26 protein-coding genes and 2 pseudogenes are annotated in these 23,746 nt (G+C 61.6%); 20 read left to right on the top strand and 8 right to left on the bottom strand.

From position 1 onward, the window contains the following. The 3 genes and pseudogenes from AWB68_RS49845 to AWB68_RS33140 all read left to right on the top strand — a co-directional run. Positions 1–352, top strand: a pseudogene (locus AWB68_RS49845) (hypothetical protein); the annotation flags it as partial. Between the two features lie 337 nt (positions 353–689). Continuing rightward, positions 690–1,283, top strand: coding sequence for a hypothetical protein (locus tag AWB68_RS33145; RefSeq protein WP_087648528.1), 594 nt, complete (start codon positions 690–692; stop codon positions 1,281–1,283). Between the two features lie 70 nt (positions 1,284–1,353). Further along, positions 1,354–1,697: pseudogene (locus AWB68_RS33140) on the top strand (IS6 family transposase); the annotation flags it as partial. Between the two features lie 570 nt (positions 1,698–2,267). Here the strand turns inward: AWB68_RS33140 and AWB68_RS33135 are convergent. Further along, positions 2,268–2,852, bottom strand: a complete 585-nt coding sequence (locus AWB68_RS33135) for a hypothetical protein (protein ID WP_087648527.1) — start codon at positions 2,850–2,852, stop codon at positions 2,268–2,270. 142 nt (positions 2,853–2,994) lie between these two features. Between AWB68_RS33135 and AWB68_RS33130 the strand changes: the two genes are divergently transcribed. Then, positions 2,995–3,276, top strand: coding sequence for a P27 family phage terminase small subunit (locus AWB68_RS33130; RefSeq protein ID WP_087648526.1), 282 nt, complete (start codon positions 2,995–2,997; stop codon positions 3,274–3,276). A 129-nt stretch (positions 3,277–3,405) separates the two neighbouring features. Further along, a complete protein-coding gene (locus tag AWB68_RS33125; RefSeq protein ID WP_087648525.1) occupies positions 3,406–3,651 on the top strand; it encodes a hypothetical protein in 246 nt (81 codons plus the stop codon). 165 nt (positions 3,652–3,816) lie between these two features. Here AWB68_RS33125 and AWB68_RS33120 read toward each other — a convergent pair whose 3' ends face one another. From AWB68_RS33120 to AWB68_RS33105, 4 genes are read right to left on the bottom strand one after another with little or no spacing between them, the layout of a single operon-like run. Next, complete coding sequence (locus AWB68_RS33120; protein WP_087648524.1) at positions 3,817–6,975, bottom strand: LPD7 domain-containing protein; 3,159 nt, start codon at positions 6,973–6,975, stop codon at positions 3,817–3,819. After that, positions 6,969–7,208, bottom strand: coding sequence for a hypothetical protein (locus tag AWB68_RS33115; RefSeq protein WP_087648523.1), 240 nt, complete (start codon positions 7,206–7,208; stop codon positions 6,969–6,971). Before AWB68_RS33115 ends, AWB68_RS33120 begins: the two co-directional genes overlap by 7 nt. A 12-nt stretch (positions 7,209–7,220) precedes the next feature. Continuing rightward, on the bottom strand, positions 7,221–7,586 hold the full coding sequence (locus tag AWB68_RS33110) for a plasmid mobilization protein (protein ID WP_087648522.1): 366 nt from the start codon (positions 7,584–7,586) through the stop codon (positions 7,221–7,223). Further along, positions 7,567–7,935, bottom strand: a complete 369-nt coding sequence (locus AWB68_RS33105; protein ID WP_125483120.1) for a hypothetical protein — start codon at positions 7,933–7,935, stop codon at positions 7,567–7,569. Before AWB68_RS33105 ends, AWB68_RS33110 begins: the two co-directional genes overlap by 20 nt. Positions 7,936–8,254: 319 nt before the next feature. Between AWB68_RS33105 and AWB68_RS33100 the strand changes: the two genes are divergently transcribed. After that, positions 8,255–8,764: a hypothetical protein gene (locus AWB68_RS33100; protein ID WP_087648520.1), complete on the top strand. Its 510-nt coding sequence runs from the start codon at positions 8,255–8,257 to the stop codon at positions 8,762–8,764. A 380-nt stretch (positions 8,765–9,144) separates the two neighbouring features. Here the strand turns inward: AWB68_RS33100 and AWB68_RS33095 are convergent, their stop codons facing one another. Further along, positions 9,145–11,211, bottom strand: coding sequence for a ParB/RepB/Spo0J family partition protein (locus AWB68_RS33095; protein WP_087648519.1), 2,067 nt, complete (start codon positions 11,209–11,211; stop codon positions 9,145–9,147). A gap of 226 nt (positions 11,212–11,437) precedes the next feature. On the opposite strand from AWB68_RS33095, the gene AWB68_RS33090 reads away from it, so the two are divergent. From AWB68_RS33090 to AWB68_RS33070, 5 genes are all read left to right on the top strand, one after another. Continuing rightward, positions 11,438–11,857, top strand: a complete 420-nt coding sequence (locus AWB68_RS33090; protein ID WP_087648518.1) for an antirestriction protein — start codon at positions 11,438–11,440, stop codon at positions 11,855–11,857. Positions 11,858–11,921: 64 nt separating this feature from the next. Continuing rightward, the gene (locus AWB68_RS33085; protein WP_087648517.1) at positions 11,922–12,755 is read left to right on the top strand and encodes a DUF932 domain-containing protein; all 834 of its coding nucleotides are present in this window, start codon (positions 11,922–11,924) and stop codon (positions 12,753–12,755) included. Positions 12,756–12,805: 50 nt separating this feature from the next. Next, positions 12,806–13,105, top strand: coding sequence for a hypothetical protein (locus AWB68_RS33080; protein ID WP_087648516.1), 300 nt, complete (start codon positions 12,806–12,808; stop codon positions 13,103–13,105). A 45-nt stretch (positions 13,106–13,150) separates the two neighbouring features. Then, positions 13,151–13,513 (top strand): single-stranded DNA-binding protein, encoded by a 363-nt coding sequence (locus AWB68_RS33075; RefSeq protein WP_087648515.1) that lies wholly within the window; start codon positions 13,151–13,153, stop codon positions 13,511–13,513. Positions 13,514–13,963: 450 nt separating this feature from the next. Further along, positions 13,964–14,374 carry a hypothetical protein gene (locus AWB68_RS33070; RefSeq protein ID WP_087648514.1) on the top strand — a complete coding sequence of 137 codons (411 nt, stop codon included), beginning with the start codon at positions 13,964–13,966 and terminating at the stop codon, positions 14,372–14,374. Positions 14,375–15,519: 1,145 nt separating this feature from the next. Here AWB68_RS33070 and AWB68_RS50910 read toward each other — a convergent pair. Together AWB68_RS50910 and AWB68_RS50905 are read right to left on the bottom strand one after the other, a co-directional pair. Next, positions 15,520–15,642: a hypothetical protein gene (locus tag AWB68_RS50910; RefSeq protein ID WP_268810957.1), complete on the bottom strand. Its 123-nt coding sequence runs from the start codon at positions 15,640–15,642 to the stop codon at positions 15,520–15,522. A 411-nt stretch (positions 15,643–16,053) separates the two neighbouring features. Continuing rightward, complete coding sequence (locus tag AWB68_RS50905; RefSeq protein ID WP_268810956.1) at positions 16,054–16,176, bottom strand: hypothetical protein; 123 nt, start codon at positions 16,174–16,176, stop codon at positions 16,054–16,056. Between the two features lie 552 nt (positions 16,177–16,728). Here AWB68_RS50905 and AWB68_RS33060 point away from each other — a divergent pair. From AWB68_RS33060 to AWB68_RS33015, 9 genes are all read left to right on the top strand, one after another. Continuing rightward, complete coding sequence (locus AWB68_RS33060) at positions 16,729–17,382, top strand: AAA family ATPase (protein ID WP_087648512.1); 654 nt, start codon at positions 16,729–16,731, stop codon at positions 17,380–17,382. 14 nt (positions 17,383–17,396) lie between these two features. After that, positions 17,397–17,768, top strand: coding sequence for a hypothetical protein (locus AWB68_RS33055; RefSeq protein ID WP_125483119.1), 372 nt, complete (start codon positions 17,397–17,399; stop codon positions 17,766–17,768). A gap of 583 nt (positions 17,769–18,351) precedes the next feature. Continuing rightward, complete coding sequence (locus tag AWB68_RS33050) at positions 18,352–19,308, top strand: replication protein RepA (RefSeq protein WP_087648510.1); 957 nt, start codon at positions 18,352–18,354, stop codon at positions 19,306–19,308. A 113-nt stretch (positions 19,309–19,421) separates the two neighbouring features. Next, positions 19,422–19,607 carry a hypothetical protein gene (locus AWB68_RS33045; RefSeq protein WP_087648509.1) on the top strand — a complete coding sequence of 62 codons (186 nt, stop codon included), beginning with the start codon at positions 19,422–19,424 and terminating at the stop codon, positions 19,605–19,607. Between the two features lie 251 nt (positions 19,608–19,858). Next, complete coding sequence (locus tag AWB68_RS33040; RefSeq protein ID WP_087648508.1) at positions 19,859–20,062, top strand: cold-shock protein; 204 nt, start codon at positions 19,859–19,861, stop codon at positions 20,060–20,062. A gap of 252 nt (positions 20,063–20,314) precedes the next feature. Continuing rightward, entirely contained in the window at positions 20,315–20,569 is a 255-nt protein-coding gene (locus AWB68_RS33035; protein ID WP_087648507.1) for a type II toxin-antitoxin system Phd/YefM family antitoxin, read from the top strand. Further along, the gene (locus tag AWB68_RS33030; protein ID WP_087648506.1) at positions 20,560–20,967 is read left to right on the top strand and encodes a type II toxin-antitoxin system VapC family toxin; all 408 of its coding nucleotides are present in this window, start codon (positions 20,560–20,562) and stop codon (positions 20,965–20,967) included. Before AWB68_RS33035 ends, AWB68_RS33030 begins: the two co-directional genes overlap by 10 nt. A 363-nt stretch (positions 20,968–21,330) precedes the next feature. Then, complete coding sequence (locus tag AWB68_RS33020; protein ID WP_087648504.1) at positions 21,331–23,274, top strand: site-specific integrase; 1,944 nt, start codon at positions 21,331–21,333, stop codon at positions 23,272–23,274. 284 nt (positions 23,275–23,558) lie between these two features. Then, positions 23,559–23,746 (top strand): IS1634 family transposase N-terminal domain-related protein (locus tag AWB68_RS33015; protein ID WP_510183578.1); only part of this gene is annotated, 188 nt, incomplete at its 3' end.

The raw sequence follows: 23,746 nt of genomic DNA, 5'->3' as shown, positions 1-23,746 counted from the left end.
ACGCCGGCGATCGCAGCGCCTTCGCTCACGACGACCCTCTCCGACACCTGCATGGGATCGGCGAGCTTCGGGATTTCAGTGACAGGCTTCGGCGCGACGGGCGGCACGACGATGGTCGACCAGGCCTGCGTACGCCGTCTCGATGCGCGCGAGTTCCGTGCAATGGGTCTCACCGACGTGGCGCTCGCGCTCTTGTGCCAGAGCGACGCGAACCGCCGCGCAGTCGAAGCGACGGGCCATCTTTGCCCGGGCACGACCACGCCGCTCGCGAAGTCCGGCGCAGACGCAGTAGTGTCAGATGACGAAAAGTACCGCGATCCGATCGTGCGCGCGCGCATCGGACTGCCGGTCACGACGGCGAACGATCCGCAGGTGTCGATGAAGACGCAGCCCGCGCCTGAAGTAAAGAAGGCCGACCCCACGCCCGCGAAGCCGCTGCAAAACGAGGTGGCGCAATTGCCGGCGCCCGCCGAGCTGCTGCAGAATGAGGTCGCGGAGGTGAAGACAACGCCCGTAGAGGACAGCAAGATCCAAGTATCGCTGGTGAAGTAACATCTTCGATGTGCAATGAGGTGTAATGGCAACTTGCACCGTGGAGAAAAGGCGGCAGTGGCGCCTTCTCCAATTCAAAGGTTGGCTGTTGTTGATGCACCGGAAAAGCCAACCTCTTTTTCCTCTCGAGGCATTGTATGAAGAGTCGTCTAATGCTCATGCTGCTGTCGGTGATGGCGGCGGGTGGCGCGAATGCGCAGGCCGTGCCCGCTGGTTCGGTCATGTGGGCGGCGAATCCCGTGGGCCAGCAGCCGATGCCCAACGCGCCGCCGCTTGCGCTACTGTCGTACAGCGGCACGATTTTTTTGCGAACTGCCGACGGCGGCGAGTGTGTGCTGGTTGCGCGCCGCGGCACGCAGATCGTCGCGGTCGAACTGTCGCCGGTCGTGGACGGACCGAAGCTCGTCGGCTGGTCGCCGAAGCAGATCGACATGGACACGCTGACGTCGAAGTGGGGCTATAAGCTGCCGCAGACGAACGGCCCGACGAGCGCTTTCGAGAATCCCGTGACGAAGTCGATCGCGTCGACGAGCAAGGTTGGCGCTTATTCCAGCGCATCCGCGTCCGCGTGGAGCAACACGAGTGTCGATGTGCATCGCAAGGACGTGACAGAGCAGGAATCGTCGGAGACCGTCACGGTGAATGGCAAGACGTACCAGAAATTCAGCCATTTCAAGGAAACATCGGGCACGACGCCGGTGAGTGCTTCGGATGAATATATCTGCGAGTGAGTGCTGGCGCTGGGGGGTGGGGTGTTTAGGGCGTTGTCAGATTATTGGGCCGGTCACATAAGATGGCGTGATGAAGAAATCGAAATCGCTCTATCACGGTCATCGTTTCCCGGCCGAGGTCATCAGTTGCGCTGTGCGCTGGTATTTCCGCTTTCAGTTGAGTTTGCGCGACATCGAGGAACTGCTCTTGAGCGCGGTGTGACCGTGACATACGAGACCATCCGATGCTGGGCGACAAGTTTGGTAAGGACTTTTGCTCACCGTGTAAAAGCGGCGCGACGCAAACCGCGTAGCACGTGGCACCTCGACGAGATGTTCGTCACGCTGCGTGGCGAACCATACCTGCTGTGGCGTGCGGTCGATGAGCACGGCACCGAACTCGACATTTTGCTGCAAGGAACGCTCGACGAGTCTGATTGAAGTCGGCGCACTGCCGACGTCGAATATAAGTTGGGATTTGTTTGAGCGTTGCATGGTGCGGGTCGGATACGCGGTGATGTCAGCTGAACGTGCCGCTGCCAATCTCCGTACTGGTCCCGGCTGCGCGCGTACGGTACTGCACGCATTGGCGTGTGCCTACCGCAAGGCGTCTCGCTGAGCTGCCTCGCAATGCGCAACGTGCCGCCACCGCCAACTAGAGCGTCCCTCAGTTCTCGAGACCCTAAAGCGAGAGCCGAACGCCCGGCGTTAATCCACCGAAAACCCCGCGGCATGCTCGAAAGCCGCCTCCGACCACGGGAAGACGATAGGGCTAGGCAGTCATGCGCCTCCGCCCGTCGATCAATTCCGTAATCCGGTTAAGGACGTCGCTAAAGTACGCATCATATTCAGTGATTTTGCCCAAGTGATATTCGCTAAGAGCCAATTCAATAGCTTTTGCTGCTTCCTCAAGGTGGGCCGTGCCGCTTTCCCGCTCACCCAGCCTTACTTTTGTCGTGTTTGCTTCAAATGTGCAACTGACGGAGCAAGAAAGAGGCAACCCAGCTATCTGTAAAATCTAAGATGATTCTGGCGGGCTAAGTCGATCGCCTCGGAAAGCACATCAGAATCGAGCACCTTTAGACTCTTGAGCATTTCTATTGCGGTATTGTCGCTAAACGACGGATGGTTCCTCTTGACCGCCTGCATACTCGAACTAACGTAGTCGGGAGTCGCTGTTATGCCGCCTCCTTTGACCATTAGCGCAAGCATGTAGGCCCAGACCGATTCCCTCGGCATCTCCGGATTGTTGCGAAGAGGAAACCGGAGAAGATTTATTTCCTCGGGCACCGGTGTTAGCAAGTCGCGGAGTACCTGGAAGAGACCGGTTGAAACTTGCCAAAGAGCTATCGGTACGTTAATCCAAGAAAGCGCTATTTCAATCAAAGCGAGGAATACGAAGCCCGTGACCTTATCCCACCAACGTTTAGTGTCCGGCGGGGCGAGCTTCTTGAGGTTATTTTTGAGGATGTTTGCCTTGGTGGCCCAATCGATGACGGAAAAGATGGTGGCCTTTGCAACTATCAGCACTAGCGTTACAAGACAGCCGATGAGATAAATTGCTATATAGGGATGGTCGTCGCGCCACATACAGCTCTCCTGCGTTGTCATTTGTTCTCGTAAAGGCAGCGTCGTAAGCTTAAGCGGCCTACGCCCCTGGCGACGTTGCAATAATAATACGTTTCTTGCCCTTCGACGAGCGACGACCGAACGGTGCATTTAATTTCCTACGATGCTGCCGCTCGATTTCTTCGCGCCGCTCGACCGGCAGCTTTTGAGCGCGTTTTGCGAAGCAAGCGCGCTGCGCCAGCAAGCCGCCGCCATTATCGCGGCCGAAGGCGTGGTGATCGGCACGGGCGCTTCTCGCATAGTGCATCCGGCCATGCGGCATGTCGCGACGAGCGCTTCGATGGCCTCACTCGCGGGCAAGCTGCATCTCTCGCATAGCTCACGGCTAGCGCGTGACGTAGCGGACACGCAAGCGAAGCGGCCGTGGGATCGGCCGGGGAAGTGATCAAGGCTTGCCGTGCCGGTGGCGCTCAATTTGCACCCGCTCCCGACGCGGCCCGTGGTGCTCGACACGGGACGATGATGGCGCGGCATCGGCCAAGACACTGCGCTCCTTCGCGTGATGGAAAAACCGATGAGCTTGCCGCCGACCGTAGTTTGCTGGATCACGCCCGGCGTGCGCGCGCAGTTGCAAGCCTTCGCGGATTCGCAAGGCATTCCCGCTGAGCAATGTACGGGCGAAGCGATCACCGCCTATCTACGCGCGGAGGGTGCGCCGCCTGCCGATCCGGTGCCCGCCGAAATCGCGGTGGCTCAGATTCGGCCGCCGCTGCCGCTCGTGCTCGAAGCTCTGCGCATGAGCGAAAGCAACCCGGATTGAATGCGCAATCGCTCGAAGCGCCGCCATGCGAAGGCGCGCACGACGAGCCACCTGTTAAACGCCGGCAGGTTCCGGACCTGTGACGGCGTCCCGCTGAGGATGACTTCCCGCACAATCTCTGCCCGGGGAACGATGCCATACCGCGCCAGCATGTTTGTTTCCCTCTTATCTGTCGATCTCAGGCCCGCGCTCCGAAGCATCCGGACCATCTGGAGCATCAGGGTCCTCGCCCTTGCGATTGAGATCCCTGGGTCTGTCGCCCGTCCCGCCCGGTTCTGGATGATCCGGCGCGCGCAGTATATCGCGCAGCTGTTCACGCTCCTGCGCCTCGCGTTCGCGATCCGTCTCGCCCTGCGCCGCGCGGCGGTCGGCCGCTTCCGCATCGAACTCCGCGCGCCGGATCTGCCGGATGCGCTCGAGTTCCGGATCGGCAAACTCGACTTGCATCCGGGTTTCGGCTGCGACCCGCGCGGCCGCCGCCTGAAACGCTTCCGGGCCGGTAAGCGTCAGCGACGGGCCGAACTTTTGCTGCGCGAACCGCAGCGCGATTTCCAGTGCTTCTCGCTCCTGGTCCCAAAGGCGCAGCGTTCGCCCCTCGTCGACGAACAGCGCGGCACCGTCCTTGCGGTAATCCACGTTGCCATTGGCGAGCACTTCATGGGTGATCGACGGTCCGCGATAGATGATCTCGTTTGGCCGGCCGGCGCGTGCCGGGCGGAAAATAACCGCACCAGTCTCGTCTGCGGCCCGCGCAAGTTCCGACCGGAGTTGCTGCATCCGCCGGAGCTCGCGCAATGCCCGCGCGTTCCCCGCCTGCGCGCGTTGCTGTAGAAACTCGCGATACTGGTCGGTCAACGGCCGCCGGGCTGCGCCCTTCAATGCATCCCGCTCGCGGATAACCTGTTCCCGCAACATCGCCTCGCCCTTGAGGCGCTCGACGCGGGCAGCCGAGAGTGCATCCTTTCGCTGCGTCGGCGACAGATCTGTTCGGTCTGTTATCGCGCGGCGTTTCCCATAGAACGCTGACTTGATGGCCGTCCGTCGCTCATTCTCGCGCCGCTCCTGCGCGGTCCATTCGCGGCGCAACGCATCGCGGTACGCCGCGCGCCACGCCTGAAAGTCTGCCCACAAATCACGCTCTGGCGTGCGCCGTGGTGCGTGTGCCGGATCCTGTCCGGTCTGCGCCCGATAGGTGTCGCGCAGCAGTTGCGCCGCATCGGCCCACGACAGATTCATTTCCTTCGTCAGGAAATCAGACACATTCAGATGACGCGAGCCAGCCTTGATGCGGTCGGCACCGTCGCGGCCCTTGCCGATCTGATATTTTTCGACGATCAGGCCGTGCGAGTGCGCAAGCGCGGCGAGCAGCCGGCTTGCATCCAGCGTCGCGCGGATTTCCGCAAACTCGCTTCGCTCGTCCGCGACGCCGGTTGTGCCGGTTGTGCTTCTCCTTGCCCGTGCCTCGCTAAGATCACGCGCGAACTGGTCGCGAACCGTGTCCGCTTCGCGCCCCGTTGCCGCCCGCGCCCGCCGATTGAACGACGGTCCAGTCGTGTCGGAAACCGGACCGGTCTCGAATGGTAGCGAAGCGATCGCATCGAAGGAGCCGATCTCCGCCATGCTGCGCGTCCGACTCTCCAAACCGAACTCGCGCGGCATCCTGCCCCCGCTCAGTCCACCCAGCGCCCGGTTCATGCCGAAGGCTTCGCGTGCTCCGAACGAACCGCCGCCGGCCATGAACTTGTCGGCACCGGTACGCGCGAGTCTTGTGCGTTCGGTGGCGTCGGCCTGCTCCCAGGCCGCATACATCCGCTGCGCGATCGTACGCCAGTCGGGCGCACCGACGTCCGCGGTAAGTCCTCCTGTTAGTCCTCCTTCTCGCTCGCGATCGCCAGACCATCGCAATGCGTCAGTTCGTTCGGCTTGCTGGTTTCCCAGCTCCAGTAATGCATCAGGCGGCAGAAGCACTTCACGTCGCGCGGCGTCGCCATCCAGACCGCTGCCGGGCACACCTCGCACACGGTCGAAGGATCGGGTCGCCGGGCCCGATCGATCGAAGCGAGCGTCAAAGTCATGATCCGCTCCGGCTCGCCACCGCCCGATGATTTCTTGGTGTTCCCGTTCGAGCGCTTCCCAGTTGGTTTGCTTCCGCTCCGGCTCCCTTCCGGCTCCTGGTTCCCGCTCGTGGCCGCGAGCTCTTCCTTGGCCCCGCCAATCTCGCCAGTTTCCGGGTCCACGGCTGCGACGTCGTCCGCTGCGTTCTTCGATTCCGCGTTCATCCAGTCCTCCAGTGCGTTGATAGAAGCGCGCCTCACGGTCTGCGAGCAGGCGCCGCTGCTCGTCCGGCGAAGCGTTCCGGTAGGTTTCGTAAAAACTGCTGCCGCTGTTCAGATACTTGATTTCCCGCGCCCGCACCGCATGCCACTCGTTCAGCAAGTCCAGATACGCGACCGACGTCTCGCGTGGCACGCCGGGTTCGATGTACTCAGAGTGGATGCCCGATGCGAGCGCGGCGCGCTTTGCGTCCGCGTCGAGCTCGATGAACTCGCGCGAGAACACGTACTCCTTCAGATTGACGCCCTTCGCCGCATCGTGCGGCTTGACATTCTCATACTCGACGTCGCGCCCCGCGTTGCGCGTGCGCGTGCCGCCGTACTCGGCCAACAGCGCCCTGAAGTCGTCATGGCGCGTGATGTTGCGCGCCAGCATCGCCTCAAGGATCGACGCCTTCAGGTCCCGGTTCGCGCCGGCGAACGCATCGCCCTTATACCGGCTAATCATCTCGGATGCGTCGGTAAATGCGACGCGCCGGTTGTCCTTCGGACTCGCGAGCCCATATTTCGCGTTCGCGTGCTCCTGGAATGCTTCGAGAAAGCGCGTCTGCTGATCGACCTTGCCGAACGGCTCCAGCCGCCGCCCGCTCAGCAGATTGACCGCCGGCACCACAAAATGGATATGCACCTTGCGCTCGATCGGCTCGCCGCTCTTGCGGTCGGCGTAGCTCTTGAGCCTCGGCACGTGCGCTTCAGCGTAAAACGCGTACTCGTCCTTGCGGTACGCGGAAAACGTGAACGCCTCGAAGTCGCGCGTAATCGCGTCCAGCGTCTCGCGCGAGACCTCGTCTTCCTTGAACGAAAGCGTGATGGTCAGGTACCGTTCGGCCGCGGTGTCCATCGACTGGATGATCTCGTTGGTCAGGTCTAGGTCGCCCGCGAGAATGACGCGCTCGTCCATCTCGTCGCGCTCGAACTCGCGATCCTGCTTCTGACCTTTCTCCAGATATTCCTTGATGCCGTCATGGTGGCCACGCACGCGGATCAGCATGAGCCGGCCTCCGGGTGCGCGCGCGCCTCAAGCCACAACTCGACCTGCGTAATGCGCCGCTCCAGCTCGAAATACACGTTCGAGTACAGGAGATGCCGCGCAGCCGTCACCTGCGCGGGTATGGCGTCGCAGTGTGTGGGGCGCGACGCGCCCTGCCCGGCCTCAGTGAGTTCGCCGTGCAGCCGCGTTTCAAGCTCGACCACGGGTGCGATCGCCTTCTGCATCTCGCTCATGCCGTCTCCGTGTCAATCGACCTTGCCTAGCGTCGCCTTCAGATACCGCGAGATCATCTGCAACTGGTCAAGCAGCTGCGCATACGTCGCCTCGGACAGTTTGCCGCGTACATGCTCGGAATTCGCGCGGTGCGCAATCTGGTTCAGGTTGTTACTCGTCTTATTGAACACGTACAGCAGGCGCTTGCGATCGGTGCTCGCCTTCGGCCGCGCGACGATCTGCGTGCGGTTAGTCAGCACGGCCTGACGAAAAAATTCCGACTGGCTCAGGCCGGAGGCAGCAACCTTTTCGAAATAGGCCGCACGATCGGCCTCCGCCAACCGGAACGCGATCGGCTTGCCCAGCCCGGCACCGCCATTAGTCTTCGCTCGGGGCATCGGTTTTATTCCTGTTTGTCCACTCTTGCACGATCGCGCAATGTTCTGCGTAGAGCCTCGCCACGTTCGTGCGAGCCAGACAGGCCCTGGTTATCTCGGCATTCACACCGAAGTAACGCCTCAACGCGTCTGCGGCATCCGCACGATGGAAACGCGCGCACTCATGTAGCAGCCATTCGCCGGCGTCGCTAAAGAGATCAATCCACACCTCGCCTTCTTCCGGGTCCTGATCGAAATCCGCGATCGCCAGCTCGTCGTCCATCGCGGCCGTCAACTGCGCGTGCCCTTCGACGGCCGCAACCGGGATGCGCAGCACCGGGATCAATTCGCCGCGAAACGCGACGCGCACATTGAATTCCGCCATCGTTCCTTTCCCGGCGACCGCTTTTTCGGAGTCGGTGCCAGAAGGCCCGACCGGGGGTGTCCGCGCGGCAGTAGCCGCGGGGGTTTCAAAGGGGCTCGCCCCTTTGGCACGAGATATTTTACGAGATGCGTAGCATCGCGTAAACATATCCGACGTGCCTCGTCACGCCATCGGAATTATCTAAGTCGCGCGTGGAATTCGTTGGGACTTCGATTGAACGCCGCAAAGAAGGCAACTAGAATGCTATAAGAATGCACTTTAACAATTTGGGATGCAGTAGGACTTCACAAAGGATGCAATCAGCATGGCTCTCGACGATTTCGCCCGCCGCGTCGGGGAATTACACGACCGCGCGAACGAACGCTCCCAGACCGCCCGCCTCAACGCCTACTTCCCCATCATCGAGCAGGCGCTGTACAACGGCCTGTCGCTCGCCTCGATCCTGCGCGAACTGCAAGCCGAGGGCTTTACTTTCCGCATCACCGGTCTCAAGTCCGCGCTCTATCGCATCCGGAAAAAGCGCACCGCGACCGCCGCCACCGGTAGCGCCCCCGGCATACCTCCATCGCACGCTATTGACACGCCCGCGACTGACGACAACGCCAGGTCTCCGGTCAACGTCCCGGCTCAAACCACAGACGGTGGCCAAACCCGCAAGGGCTGGAAAACGATCGAGCAACTACGGGCGGAAAACCCGACCATGCCCAAGATTCAGTTGAACAAGTTGTACGCGCAACAGTACGACCAACCCAAAGTGACCAGTGCGGACCTTGAAGAATTGAAGCGCAGATACCCTCCGAAACCGAAGGCCTGACCGCATCGACCCGCCGCTACGCGACGTGTCGGCCCGCTCCCCACGCCTGCTGGCGCGGGTCCCCGTGGGCCTCGATGCGGGCGCGCAGGCGCACGCCAATCCGCCCGGTGGTCGCGGAAGCGCAGTAAATGGCTGGGAGCAGGGAGGGCGTGTTCAGGCTTTCGTCTGGCATGCCGTTAATGAGGATAGCCGGCCGGTCGTCCGATCCGCTCGGCGTGTGTTTGTAGAGCCGGCTCTGGCCGTTACTCGGCGGTCCAGGCTCCTTTTTTTACCGTACATCTGGCAAGGGCCGCGCGATCGGCGGCCCGGAAGGCGACATGACATATGGCCCGGGCCACCAGCAGCCCGGAGCCCGGGCTTCGTGTCATGACATGACGTGATTACGCGGACTGCGGTTCTTCCTCCGTGGCTGCCGTTTCGTCGTCCTCGTCAGCGGCGTCCGCATCATCATCCGCGTTGATATAGCTGTATGACCGGCGCTCGGATGTCTCGCGGTTCGTCAGCACCTCGGGCAACCAGCCACTGTCTACCATGCGCAGTTCTGCCGCCGCTGCGGCGTCGCTCTTTTTCATGCCCTGCAGGTCCGCCGCCGCCTCCGGCGAGACAGCTGCCGCGACCACGTCCACAATGCGGGCCTTCGACACGTGGCCGAAGTAGCTCGCCCGCGTCGGCTTCCAGTAATACGACAGATCAACATTGAGCAGGTCGGCCAGTTCGTTGATCGGGTGTGCGCGATCAGCGTCACTGGTGCCATCAAGCGTGGCCGCGACGCAAAAGGCAAACAGGTTCGACGTGAGGTCCGGCTCCTGCGCCAGTAGCCATGGCAGCAGTTCCGCCGTTCGTTCCGGCAGCATACGCGCCCACTTCCCGCGCTCGCCTTCGATCTCCTTCCACGCGACGCAGTCGGCCATGTCGTCGGCGTCGATCAGAAGGCGGTCGCGCGACGTATGCGCCTCGATGCGGATTGCGTACTCTGCGAATTCCCGCGCATAGACGTCCTCGAACACGACCGGAATCATCCTGCTCATCAGCACCGCGAGCGCTGCATTGGGCTGGCGTGCCAGTTCCACCTGAATCGCCGCCGTGCGATGCGCGGTGAGGCGTCGGCAGAGCTTTTCGCCGTGCAACGGTTTGGCTTTCTTCGGTGTCACCACGCCGACGGCGACACCTGCAACCGCGTTTGCGCCGCCTGCGAGCTTCTTCGCGTCCTCACGGCGAATCAGGCCGCGCTCGACCGACAGTTGTCCGTCACTGTCGATCACGACGAACGCACCGGCCCGCTTCATGTCGTCAGCGTCGAACGTTTCGAACCGCTCACCATAGAGGTCGACCGCATCACTCGTGGTGTTGGCGGCGTCCTCCAGGCGCTCCTGTTCGTCCTCGTCCGGCCCGCCGTCCGCGTCGTAATACGCATTCAGCGCGTCGCTTGCGGCGTCACGCTTCACGATCAGTGCATCGAGTTCCGCCTGTTCGTCGGGCGTCGGTTCGCGCGACACCGAATGCAGACGCGCAAAGACGACCATCTCGTTATAGTCGCGGCGCGTCCTCGTTTCGACCCAAGACCAGCCCTCGCGCGCAATCTCCTGTGAGGCGGCGACAAGACGTTCCGTCGCCAGCCTGTGCAGCAGATCCGGATCAGCGATAAACCCGGCGTTCGCCGCATCGCTGAAAAGGTCCCTGCGCACGCGCCCCCCTGCCGCCTCATAGACCTCGATCCCGACGAACTTCGCCAGATGGCTGCGGCTTGCGTCGATTTCGGTGGTGGTAATGGCTGCGCGAAGCTCGCGCGGCGTGCGCTGCCACGGCTCGCGCGCATCGGCCCACACCCGCTCCTGCGTTTCGTGGTCGTCAGCCAATGCAAGCGCTGCAGCGTGTTCAAAATCCATCTGGTTGTTGCGCAACGCGTCCAACAACGTCGGCGACAGGCTCGCCAGTTTCAGGCTGCGTCGTACGGCAACCTCGGAAGTCCCGAAAAGTGCCGAAATGTGCGCAACGCTTTTGCCTTCCTCGGTCAGCAGCCGGAACGCGAGACATTCGTCCGCGATATGCATGGGCTCGCGTTCGCGGTTTTCGATCAGCGACGCGGCCACCGCCTCGCCATCACTGACGATCAGCACCGGCACCTGGTAATCCTTAGGAATGCGCCCCTGCGAAAACAGCAGGTCCAGCGCGGCCAGCCGCCGCTGTCCGGCGCACACGCCGAGCTTCGGCACCTTCGCGCGGCCTTTCATCTCGTGCACGACGGGATTCTGTATCAGTCCTTTTCCGGCAATTGTTCCGGCCAGCGCCTCGATGCCGGTGGGTGCCTTTTTGCGGACATTCAGCGGCGAGCGGCACAGCCGCCCGTACGGGACATATTCGATCTGTGCTTCGTTGCCGAAGCTGGTTTCCAGCGCGTCCGGGACGCTGCTGGCTGCCACGACTGCCTTTTGTTCAGATGCTTCCATCGGTTTTTCTCCGGTTAGTGACCAGAAGTAGCTCCGGCCTCACAACTATAATAGGGCACATTGCCCTATTAATAAAGGTGGACCACATATTAATTATTAATCGACAAATCAAACCCAATTGAAATAAATTCCAGATAAATCAATAAACCAACTTTTTATTAGGGCAATGTGCCCTATACTAAGAACTGAGGCCGAATTGTTTCGGTCACTAACCGGAGAAAAACCGATGACTCAAAAAACCTCTGTTGACGCGATCACCTCGTCTGTCGTTCCCGATGAACTGCGCCTCAACTTCCTGCCGCACTACCTTGGCTCGCACTACCTCCGTGGCGAGACGCTGGTATACGAGTGGGCCCGTCGACTCGCAAGCGCCTACAACGGTGGTTCGTGGATCTTCTTCCAGCTGTCGAACGGCGGCTTTTACATGGCTCCCGAGCGGTGCGGGCGGCTTCATGTCCGGTGGCACATGAACGGTTACAACGACATGATGGGCGCCGACGCCTTCGGCATCGTTGTGACGCTCTTTGCCTTGTGCCATTTGGCCGAACTGCGCCACGACGACAGGATCATCGAGCACTACCATGCGCTTCGCGCCTACGCGGCGCAGCACGTAGAGGCCGCCAACATCCTGCGCGCCATCGACTGACGCATCGACCACCCACGGCCCTGGCCTGTGGGCTGGGGCTGATCCTGATATTGGGGAACACAGCATGGACACCACTTACCTGACAAGCGGCTTCGGACGCAACGCAGTTGGCACACGTTCGGATCGCCCGCTGACGAATGACGAGATTGCAGAGGTTGCTCCGTCGATCTTCGCGCTGTCCGCGCACGAAAGCCGCTCAGAACGGTACACCTACATTCCAACCAGCGACGTACTGGACGGCCTGCGCAAGGAAGGATTTCAGCCCTTCATGGCCTGTCAGACCCGCGTGCGCGCCGACGACAAGCGCGCACACACGAAACATATGGTCCGCCTGCGCCACGCCGACCAGATCACGGGCCGTGAAGCCAACGAAATCATCCTGCTGAACAGCCACGATGGCAGCAGCAGCTACCAGATGCTCGCCGGGACGTTCCGGTTTGTGTGCCAGAACGGTATGGTCTGCGGAGACACCATGGGTGATATCCGCGTGCCTCATAAGGGCGACGTAGTCGGCCAGGTGATCGAGGGAGCGTTCAAGGTGCTCGATAGCTTTGAGGCGGCTACCCATCAGCGCGAGGGGATGGCCGTTCTAGCATTGACCGATGGCGAACAGACCGCTTTCGCGCGGGCCGCGCTGACGCTGCGGTACGACGACGACAAGCCCGCGCCCATCACTGAACAGCAACTTCTAACACCGCATCGCATGGAGGATCGCGCACCGGACCTGTGGACGACATTCAATCGCGTGCAGGAAAACTTGATTAACGGCGGCTTGCGCGGTCGTAATGCGAATGGCCGGGTAATCACAACCCGAGCCGTGACCGGCATTGACCAGAACATCAGGCTCAACCGCGCCCTCTGGGTGCTCGCCGACGAACTGCGCCGCCTGCACGGCTGACAGGTGGCCCGGCCTTCGGGCCGGGCATGACCCTCACTATGGAAACCGACATGGATACCGTTCGCATCCGCCCGACGTGGCTGACCGCCCTCCTTCCGTTGCTGGCCGTCTATCAATATGGAGATCGCTCCCTGGTGCGCGCGGAACTGTTCCGCATGGCCTTGTCCGCCGATGCCGCCGCGCGCTCTGCCGAAGCACTCCACCGGATTGCCGACATGCTGGACCTCAACGGCCACGCGATCGACATGCACCGTGAAGAGTTGCGCGCCATAGCCCGTGCTGCTCTCTCCGAGTTTGATCGTGTGCCGCCCCGTGCCCCGCAGCCTGCGTTACCCGAACCACAATTTTAACGGAAGCCTTCTCTGTTTCACTAAAACTATCAGGAGTGCAAAACCATGAACAAACTTTTTTTTACTGGCCGTCTTGTCGCCGCCCCAGTGCTTGCGAATCACGGTGATTCGAAGGTGACGAAATTCACACTGATTTCCAATGAGTACGCCGGTCGCGACGAAGGCAGCGGGGAGGCAAAAGAGCGTCAGGTGAGAATCCAGTTTGCGGCGTTCGGCTCGCGCGGTGAGGCCATCGCCAAAAACGTTTTGAAGGGCGATCAACTGATCGTTGAAGCTAAGCTGTCGAACAACGATTTCACGGACGGTGAAGGCATTGAGCGTTACGGCTACAACTTCACGGTCGATAATTTCGACTTCGGCGCACCGGGCGGACTCAAGCGAGCGCAACTCGCGCGGCGTCAGGAATAATCCATGTCGGCCCCGGTTCACACTGGGGCCGTTGCCCGGTACAGGCAATGCCCCTGAAACCATAGGCGACGGTTGCATTTTCGTTCAGGCTCATCCTTGCCCGAAAATAGCACCAGCGACGTGCGCGTCCCAGCCGTCCGGCGGGGATACCCCCTTCCTGCCAAACCTTGGGCGCGGATGACCGCAGGGTCACGCGCGCGCCGGCGCGCCCGGATCGGGGCGCACGGGACCCGCGCCAGTAGGCGTGGGGAGAGCGCCGGCGCGGCGCAGTAGCGCCGGGACGATCCGGTACAGCGCAAGCGAACCGGGGCCGGGGTCGTCAAGCAGCCGCAGGCTGCGTGATTCCTCCACGGCGAAGCCGTGGGGGCTGGATCCCGGATCGGCTTGCGGACCACTGAGGCCGGCGCTGTCGTACGATCCTACACACGGACTGACTCAACAGGACCAGACATGGAAGGCAGAACAATTTACGCGGGCCCCGACGGACTGGTACGTCTCAAGGTAAACATGGTTATGACCTGGCGCCAACGGAAGCGAGGCAGTGACGTTGAGTACAGTTGCGAATATTCCCGCGGCATGGTTGCCGGGCTTGCGCTGGTCGATGCGCTCGATGCAGCGGTGCCGTTCGGCGTCGCCCCTTTTATCACCGACCGTAGGTACGCGGTCGAGTCCCCTACTCCGGACAAGCAAGGTAACACCGTGAACAATCCGCCTCCCCCGAAAACGCACGGCCTCACCAGCGACGTGCCCGAGCACCTCCTTGAGGTCTTCCAGCAGACCCGTCACGGAATTCCTGGCGAACGCGCACCGCGCCCAGACGCCGGCGCAGCGCGCGGCGCGCGGCCGAAATCGCGCCGGTGATCGAGACCGCGGTCTGCGGTCTCGATTCGCTACTGCAGCTCGTGGACGGTGCCGAGGCACGTGCTGCAACTCGACCACCGGCCGACCGTTAAAGTGCACGGCTATTTTCCTCGTGGTGAGCAGGGCTGGCAGCAGATAATCACACGCTGTAATCTGAACAATCGCCCCGCGCCGGAGTTGGCGCCGGTTCATGGCGAACGCTGTCAGGCCCGCTACGTGATCGAATCAGGAAGCACTGGGTCACGCTGGTGGTGACCATCGACGGGACCCTGTACGCCAGCTGCCGCGCGATCTCCACTTTCCGGCTGCAGATTCGGAGAACATGGCCCCGATCTTCTGAACTTTCATCGTCGCGCAGGCTTCTCGCGATCACCGCGCCGAACCCTGTCGACATAAAGGAAGGCGAGCGACCGGCACGGTGGCTTTAAGAAATAGCTGAGCACAAAAGGAAAAAATGAATAACGACTTCCACACACGCATTCGCCCGGAATGTCTGCTGCCGTGGATACAAGGCTGGCAGCAACCAACCGGTGTTGAGATACGTGAGGTCATAGGTCGCACGGGGCTAACCGGGCGGGCGGTCGCGGATCTGGTCGGTCTGAGCGAAAAAGGGGGCGGCCGACAGGTTCGGCGATGGATAAGCGAGGAGTCGCATATCCCCTACGCTGCCTGGGCAATCCTGTGCGAGGTAGCAGGTCTGGGCAAGATCTGGGAAACCCGGGAGTAGTTTGATCGGCTGACGGTCAGGTCGTGCGGGCTTCGCGCCGGCGGGACATACCGGGCCGAGGGCACGGCTACTCGAGTCATTCGGCTGCGGGCCTCGTTCTCGGACGAGCTTTCCATGACCCCAAGGGCTACGAAGCCAACACAGGGCGGCCTGATGCGTCGCCTTTTTCGTGGACCGGTCTCGGCGCAAGTTTTGCCACGGCCTGGGCCACCAGGAGTCACTTGCTTCTGTGCTTTGGACGACGTCCATCGAATCGATTAGAGACAGTCATGTTGACCACTGAAGCGCGTTCTCGAACGGTTTTTTTGCTCGCCCGGCAGAATCTCTCAGCGGGAACCGGCTCACAGCCGACCGCGGCAAGCAGCCCAGTGCCACCCTGCCAAGGCGAGATTTAAGCCCGCCAGTAGCCCGTACGGCGTCAATGAAGATCATCTAGCAGGCGTCGTATTTCATCAGCTATCTCGCGTTGCGCATCGTCAACCAGAAGGCGTGCCGCACACTGAATCCGCACCCAAAAAATCAGGTCGTCGCTGATCAGCATGACGATCCCCGTATGCCGTAATTTCATTCCCACCTCCCTGTTGCGGACTACAGCTATTGCCTGGCAGCGATGCTTCAAGAGAGGTTATCGGCCCGATGGAGCAAATCCTAAGGCTGGCCCACTACAACGCTCCTGCCGGTACAAAAGCTCTTAACTTCGAGCTGATCCGCGCGCACGAGCAGAACGCGGGCGGCCAACACCGACAGTGGCTAGGCCAAATAACAAGGGCGCCTCGAGAGCGCCCTTCTGCTTTCTGCTAGCCCTGCCGTTATGCAGCGGGCGCTCCCCGGAGTCGCTCGATCGTGCTCTGCGCCTCCGCGAAATCTGACTGTAGATGCTCGACCTTGTGCATGACAGCCGCCACGCCAGGCACGGCGTGAACCTCCGTAGCCACCCGCGCCTTCGCCACCGCTAGATCCGCTTCGAGCGCACGAGCCTGCGTTTCAGAGCCGTGCCGTTGCCGGCTGACGTCGCCGCCTCGACGTCCTCGCGCTCGCCAGCCAGCGCTTCGATCAATCCTTCCGACCTTGCCATTTCCTGCCCCTCGTATTTGATCGCCGGCCGCGTCATTGCGACCTGGTCTGTCGATTTTGGTGTCACGAGTGGTGGTCCGGGCACCGCGCAGCGCGACGCCTGAATCGCCTGGCACTGAGCGGATTTCAATGCTGCTACTTTGAACGCCGCCTAGCTGCGGGGTTTTCATTGGCGCTCGCAGTATAGCTGCCGCGCTTCGAAGCAAGCCTACTGCCTACGTTTCAGCATTACGTCTTAGCACGCTTCCCCTTTTGCACGGTCGGAAGCATGCGTGAAAGCGCCCTCTCAGGCGTGTTTGTATGCCCGGTATCCCCACAGCAATTATGGGTGCCAGAATAGTAGTCCTGGAGTGTTTTTGATAGTGACAATGCATGCTCGCGTGAATCGGAGTGGCGTAGTACTCGGCAATGCATTCTTGCTTTCCCTACAACTCCGTTACGTGCTAGCTATCTAGCTAGCACTGTTACACGCTTCAGAACTTGAGAAATTACTTGAAGAGTTCCCCGCTGTCCATTACTCTACGCGGAAATCTCAATATCAAGTGAGGCCACAATGAGCCTAATAATGGTGGGAGTAGAGAAGGGCGGGGTTGGTAAATCTACCTTGACGCAGAACATGGCAGCTATCCGCGCATCGCTCGAGCGCCGGGTCGCTATCTTCGACATCGACAACCAGGCCACCTCAACGAAGTGGGTCGTGCGGCGGGGCGAAAACGCTGATCTGCCGCAGATCCACGCCGAGCGCATGGACCCGGACGATGCCACGGTCGAGCGCTTTGCTGAAACGCTCGCGCGGCTCGCGGAGGAATACGACGACGTGTTCATCGACGTGGGCGGCAAGGACACGGGAATTTTTCGGGCAGCGCTGGTGGCCGCCGACAAGATCGTGGTGCCGCTGATCCCGTCGATCGCCGACCTCGACACGGTGCCGGACTTGGCCGACGTGCTCGGGAAGTTCACCAAGAGGGTGGATATCCGGGTCGTGTTGAACCAAGCGGACCCGAAGAAACGCATGACGAAGGCGATGATCTCGGAGATGGTCGCGTTTAAAGAGACGCTCCCGCTTATGTCGAAAATGGTGGCGAACCGGGAAACGTACAAATTCGCCACGGCGCAGGGCAAAGGGGTGGCCGAACTCACCGGAAGCTTCTGGGATGCCAAGGCCGCCAATGAGATGAAAGACCTTTACCTTGGGGTGTTTAAATGAGCAGCAATCCAGTCATGGGCGCGCCGAAGCGGGGCGCCGAGATCATCGCCGCGCTGAAGAAGGAAGCTCCGGTGATCAACGATGCGCCGAAGCCGATTGAGGCACGTGCACCCGCGCCAGTGGAGCAGGAGAGGGCGTCTTTGCAGACGGTGCCCCCGGCGCCGCCGGCCGCCTTCGATACGCCGCGCGGGATGAGCCTCGACCAGATCCGGGCAATGAAGCCGAGGAAGGAATCACGCGAACAGGCAAACGCCCGTTACCCGACGAGCCTGCTCGACGACATCGATTTGATTTGCCGGCTCACCGGCATGAAGAAGAACGACATCCTGGTCGAAGGGGCACGCAAGGAAGTAGCGATACTCAAAAAGCGCTACGGTCTGGACTGACGCATGCGTTGGGGCGTGATGACTCACGCATAAATCGGGGCGGCTTTGTTCCAACGCATAAGTTGGGGCAGATTCGCCCTTACGCATATGTTGGGGCGACGAATCTGCCTCTCACGCATAAATCGAGGTGGGGCGACCTCTCAGCGCATAAGTTGGGGCGTTTCTATCGCTCACGCATAAATAGCGGCGTTCGGTTTTGACGTTCTAGGCTTTCTTTCTCGTGGTGGGCTGCCTGCTAAGGTGGGCAACCGCAGGTTGTCCACGGCAGCAGGCTGCTCTACCAGTAAACTAAGAGTAAACATATTCATACAAGCAAAAACTAGAGGATGGTATTTCTCTTTGAAAAACAGTCGCTTGGAAGTAACTTTGCCCCTTCTTATGCGTAACCCGCCCTGAGATATGCGTGACGCGCCCCAATGTATGCGTAAATGCGGCCCCAACATATGCGTAGCTCCGCCCCGCCTTATGCGTTAATAACTGCCCTTTCCCACAGGGTTTATCCACAGCGTCCGGTTTGCCCCAACATATGCGTGACCGACTTGGACGCGCATGTTTTAATCGCTCGAATTTCAATGGGGTAATCATGGGCGCTCCCGCACCGAAGCAAGAGGACAAAGACGCACGCACGCTGGCGATCCGCCCGAGCGTGGCCGCGCGTCTCTTCGAAGAGTCCCAGGCGATCGAGCGCGAAGATGCCATTCGGGCTGGCATGGCGGGCTTTCTCGGGCGGGCGTTGGTGCAGGCGACGCTGCCATATCGCGAGCCTGATGCCGAATTGCCGGTGTGGGGTCGCTCTGCTGGCGACACCTCGCTCATCATCAAACCGGGGCACTACTTCGATCCGGACACCAACAAGTTCAAGAGCATGGGTTACCCCTACGGCACGATCCCCCGGCTTCTGCTCGCGTGGTTGAGCACCGAGGCGGTTCGCACGAAGGACAAGCACGTCGTGCTGGGCGACTCGCTGGGCGAATTCATGAACGGCATCGGAATCACCGCGCACACCGGCGGCAAGAACGGGTCGATCACGCGCCTGCGCGAGATGATGAAGCGGCTGTTCGCGAGCGACATGGCGATCGTGCGGGGTGGGGCGGCCGGCGGCGATTTCGCGCAAAGTAAGTTCTCGGTGGCCGACGAGACGTGCCTCTGGTGGGATGCGCAGAAGCCCGAACAAGCGGGCCTATGGCAGAGCAGCGTGACGCTCTCCGACAAGTTCTTCAATGAGATCGTGGCGAACCCGGTCCCAGTGGACCTGCGGGCGCTGCGCGCGCTGCGCCAGTCGCCGATGGCGATTGACCTCTACTGCTGGCTGACCTATCGCAACTTTTCGCTGCGCGCCCCGACGACGGTGCCGTGGGAGGCACTCAAACTGCAGTTCGGCTCGGGCGCCGAGGCCGAGAAGAAGTTCCGCGAGACGGTCAAGCGAGCGCTCATGCAGGTGATGGAGGTCTACCCAGCGGCGACTGTCACGCCGACCAAGGCAGGGCTCTTTCTCGAGCCGTCGAGGACGAGCGTGCCGAGGCTCGTGAAAAGCTGGTGAGCTTTTGCTCCAACTATGCGCGGGCCGGTTCGTCCCGATGCAACTAACTCTCAACCCCGCAACCGTCGACTTATCCACATGATCGGTGGGTAAGGCTGTGGAGAGAGTCAGCGATGAAAGTCGAGCACAAAGAGTGGACGATTGAGTCCGTCCCTGAAAAGAAAGGACATTTTGGGCGCGCCTGGGTCGAGGTAAAGCGTGGCCCGTGGGAAGACGAGGATGCTGAGCAGATTTTTCATTTCTTCGACATCGGCTACTACGACTCCGAGGCTGCGGCGGTCGAGCGCGGTATAGCTTAGCGAAGGGTGTCGGCCAGCATAGCCGCAAGCCTGATAACGAAGGGCGGGTTATCAGGCCCGATGAAACGGTCATGGGGGTGAGTGATTGAGAATCCCGCTTGGCGCCTTCATTCACCTAGTGCTGCCGCGCTGCAACTCATTGCGATGCCGCTCCGGCAGATAGCGTTGCCGGCGAGACCGCATTAGGTCACCATACGCCCCGGCGTCACCCAAACGGGCCGTCGCCTTCTCAACAATTCAGGAAAAGACTCATGGCAACCGGTACAGTCAAGTGGTTCAACGATGCAAAAGGCTTTGGTTTCATTACGCCGGACGGCGGCGGGGACGATCTGTTCGCGCACTTCTCGGAGATTCGTTCTGAGGGCTTCAAAACGCTCGCGGAAGGGCAGAAAGTGAGCTACGACGAGAAGATGGGTCCGAAAGGCAAGCAAGCATCCAACATCAAGCCGGTGTAAGGCTGCGCGCCACAGCGATCGAGCGATCGCCGTGGCCCCGGCAAAGCCGGATCTGGCGCTTGCCAGCGCGTGCTGCGAAGCGCAAACCGTCCGAAATCCGGCGGTTACCTTCACTGCTAATTCTTATTAGCAGTGAATTATTTAATGGGTAAAATTGCAGGTAGCGGGCATTACACCTCGCTTTGGTTGACAGACGGGTCCCGAAGGGCGGCGAAATACGTAAAATACGTATTGACGTTACGGAGATCGATCATGCACACCGTCACGGCCACCGAACTGGCCCGACAAACCCGCCAGATCCTGGACACCGTCGCGCGAGACGGCGAGACGGTGATCATCGAGCGCAACAACATGCCGGTTGCTCGGCTTCTGCCGCCGGAACCGATGATGACAGCGGCCCAGGCGCTCGCTGGTCTGCCCTCGACCCTCACGCCACAGCAGGCGCAGGCTTGGCTCAATGAGAGCCGGGCGGATTTCGATGACCGCGTGCGTGATCCATGGGCGTGATCCTCGACAGTTGCATCTGGGTGGCGCTCGCCGCACAAACGCTCGATCACCAAACCGTGATTGATCTGGCCGGCGAGGCCCCGGTGTTCATCTCGGTGATCTCGCTCGGCGAGCTCGGTTTTGGCGTGCATGCTTGCGCGGATCCGGTCGAGCGGGCAGGGCGCGCGGCCTATTTGCAACAACTCGAGCGGCGTCCGATCCTCGAGGTGTCCCGGCAGAGCGCCGCGGCCTTCGGCGTGCTCGCCGCCGCCGTCAAACAGGCGGGCCGGTCGCCACGGCCCCGCTATAACGACTTGTGGATCGCCGCGCAGGCGATTGAGCACGGCTACGCACTGATGACCCTGAATCGCGCCGACTTCGCTGACCTGCCGGGGTTACGCGTCGTGACGCCCGCCTAGGGCGGGCGAGTTCGAGCATGGCCAACGCTACCCACCCACTGATCGCCCTGTGCGAACCTGCGCATCGACGGAACGCAAAGCGCCGCGCGCGGGCGCGGGTCGTCCCGTGGTGGCGCGTGCAAGCGGAATGCGGTGCGGTGATCGAACCGCCGCATTCGAATCGCGTGCGCCGGCTGAGGTCGACGACGTTACACGGGCGAGACGAGCTCCGGAAGCCGCGGCTATCCGAGGAGGGACCCGACATGCTCCCGAATAGGCTCACCGTGTTCCCCTGGAAAGCCTCACCGCAGCGCTTCACGGGTGGGAACCGGTTGGAGGTGATCGATCCGCCATCCAGGGCGCTGAAGAAGAAGGGCGCATAACATGGCTAATCAACCGCAACAGCTGATCTTGCCACCGCCGCGCACCTACACGCGCACCGATTTCACGGCGCTGCGCGCATTCGTGCAGCGCTTGCCGGTCGCGACCATTGCGCGCCTCTACTACGACCCCGAGCGTTTCCCACACGCGGCCAGCGCCGATGCGATGGAGCGGTTTTTGTGCACGATGCGCGATGACTTGGTTCATCTCGCCTTGCTGCATGGCTCGTCGGTGCTAGCCGATCACCTGAAGGCGTCGATCAAGCAGCATGGCAGCGCGAAGCTCACGGCGGTGACCTTGCGCATGGTCGAGCAGGCGTCGACGCTGGCGGCTGCGGTCCCCATCCTGACGCACCCCGTGAACCTGTGGTTCCGACCGCTCATTGCGCAACGTCTGAGCGGGGAGGGGATCGGCACGCTCGGCGCGCTGATCGACTATTGCAATGCGCGGGGCGGCAGTTGGTGGCGCTCGGTGCCGCGCATTGGCGCCTTGCGCGCGCGGACCCTGGTCGCATGGTTGCGGCGGCATGAAGCGACGCTCGGCGCGAAAGTCGCCACCGACGTTGACGTCGCGCCCTTGGTGTCAGCGGGTGCTAGCGAAGCCAAGCGCGGCGATGGCGTCATCGTGATTGTCGGCGATCCGCTGGAACCACGCCTTGCGCCCTTCGAACGCCTGGGCGTGCCGTCCGGGTTGTCCGGCGGGGATGTGAACAACCGCGGCTTGAACCGCGCGAGCAGTTTCTCATTTATCCGCGCCGAGCACGATCTGGCGGCGGTGAATGCGTACCTACACCGCTATCGCGATCGGCCGACGACGTTGCGCGCCTACACGCGCGAACTCGAACGGCTGATTCTGTGGAGCGTGGTGGTGCGCCGAAAAGCGCTGTCGTCGCTCATGGTCGAGGACTGCGAGGCCTACAAGGATTTTTTGAAGGCGCCGTTGCCCTCGTTCATGGGACCCAAGCGCGCACGCGCGAGCGGGCGCTGGCGGCCGTTCGCGCCCGAAGGATTGTCGGCCGACAGTCAGGCGTACGCGGTGCGCGTGCTGCGCGCGGCCTTTGCGTGGCTGGTCGAGGTGCGCTATCTCGCCGGAAATCCGTGGAGCGCGGTGCATGAACCGGCGACCGTGACGCGAGAATCTTCGGTCCAGGTGCATCGGGCGCTCCCTGCGCGGTTGTGGGCTCAGGTTCGCAAGGCGCTAGACGAACGCTGCACTGCGCCAGGCGCTGACCCGGTGGAAGACGAGGAGGGCGCCCGTCAGTGGCGAGCCGCGCGCGCGGCAATTCTGTTGATGGGGGATTCCGGGCTGCGTCGTGCCGAGGCGACCATCGCTCGGCGAGAAGCATTGCGTCTTGCGAGCCGTGACGACCAGGAGCCTCGACGCGGCGCCTTGCCGAAAGCCATGCTCGGCAAGTCATCCGAGCCCGCTTCGGCGCCGCCCGCGATCTGGACGCTGACTATTGTTGGCAAGCGCCGCAAAGAGCGCACGGTACCGGTGAGCAGCGCCACCGTTGCCGCACTGCGCGCACACTGGCGTGACCGCGGACGAGACTTTGACGCAGTTCACGCGCAGGGGCCGTTGATCGCACCGCAGCGGATTCCGGGAACGCGCGCGGCGTTGGAACGGCATGACACAACCGCGCAAGAAATGCCGTACACCGTCGACGCGCTGGGGCGACTCGTGCGGGTGGCCGTTCAACGCTTGAACACCGAAACGGATGGGCTGGCTGAGTTCAGCACAGAGGATCTGCTGCAGTTGGCCAACACATCCGCGCATGCGTTCCGACATACGTTCGGCACGCGCGCCGTCGCGCGCGAGATGCCGACCGACGTCGTGCAAGCGATTCTGGGCCACGCGTCGTTGCAGACCACATCGATCTACGTGCGCGCCGAGCGACGACGCATGCTCGATGCTGCGGCGCGCTACTACGCGGACGATGACGCATAGGGTTGGATTCCCGATCGAGCGCCGAACTGCGAGCGCGACGCGTTTGTTTGATCGTTTGACACGCTCGTTCAGAAGGCAGTCTTGACGTGCCGTCCCCCACCGCTTTGATCGCCCGTGACATGGCATTACCCCTTTGCCGTGTTTTCTAGTCCGAACTTTGACTTCTCAAGTAGCCGAAATCCGCGTCAGCGCTGGGTTACGGCCTTTTTTTGAGGCTATCATGTAGCCATGTAAAATAGTATTTATATATTGTTTTTGCCGTAGTTGTGCTTGAATAAGTGTTCATGTATATCGAACACGTTCCCAACCGCAACTCGCCGCCCGCGGTGCTGCTGCGCGAGTCCTATCGCGACGGCAACGCGGTCAAGAAGCGCACCCTCGCCAACCTCTCGGCACTGCCCGCCGAGGTCATCGAAGGCTTGAAGGTCCTCTTACGCGGCGGTGTCGCGGTGTCCTCCGCCGAGGAGGCCTT

It is taken from the genome of Caballeronia choica, from assembly GCF_001544535.1.
Lineage (GTDB): Bacteria > Pseudomonadota > Gammaproteobacteria > Burkholderiales > Burkholderiaceae > Caballeronia > Caballeronia choica.
This window is presented reverse-complemented; position numbering and strand designations above follow the sequence as displayed.